The sequence below is a fragment of the Flavobacterium sp. FlaQc-28 genome, from assembly GCF_044007415.1.
Classification (GTDB): domain Bacteria; phylum Bacteroidota; class Bacteroidia; order Flavobacteriales; family Flavobacteriaceae; genus Flavobacterium.
Window position 1 is genome coordinate 1 of sequence record NZ_JBIPCM010000028.1, and the last position, 349, is coordinate 349.

A 349-nucleotide genomic window follows, 5' to 3' on the forward strand; every position below is an offset into this window, starting at 1 on the left:
CGGTTGTTGTGTTGCCGTTTCGGTCATCAAATGTCCATGTAACATCGCTTTCGCCCTGCGTTGTAATTGGAAATTGGGTTGTTGTAGTCCCTGTTATCGTTCCTGCGCAATTGTCTGTTGTAGTCGGCGCGGGTAATGAATCAACGGAACATTCTGCTGTTACTGCTGTTAAAGTTGGAATTATTGGAGCTGTAACATCTTTTAAAATTACTTTTTGAACTGCGGTTGTTGTGTTGCCGTTTCGGTCATCAAATGTCCATGTAACATCGCTTTCGCCCTGCGTTGTAATTGGAAATTGGGTTGTTGTAGTCCCTGTTATCGTTCCTGCGCAATTGTCTGTTGTAGTCGG

1 pseudogene is annotated in these 349 nt (G+C 44.1%); it reads right to left on the reverse strand.

The window, feature by feature from the left end:
• Positions 1-349: pseudogene (locus tag ACHRVL_RS23035) on the reverse strand (hypothetical protein); the annotation flags it as partial.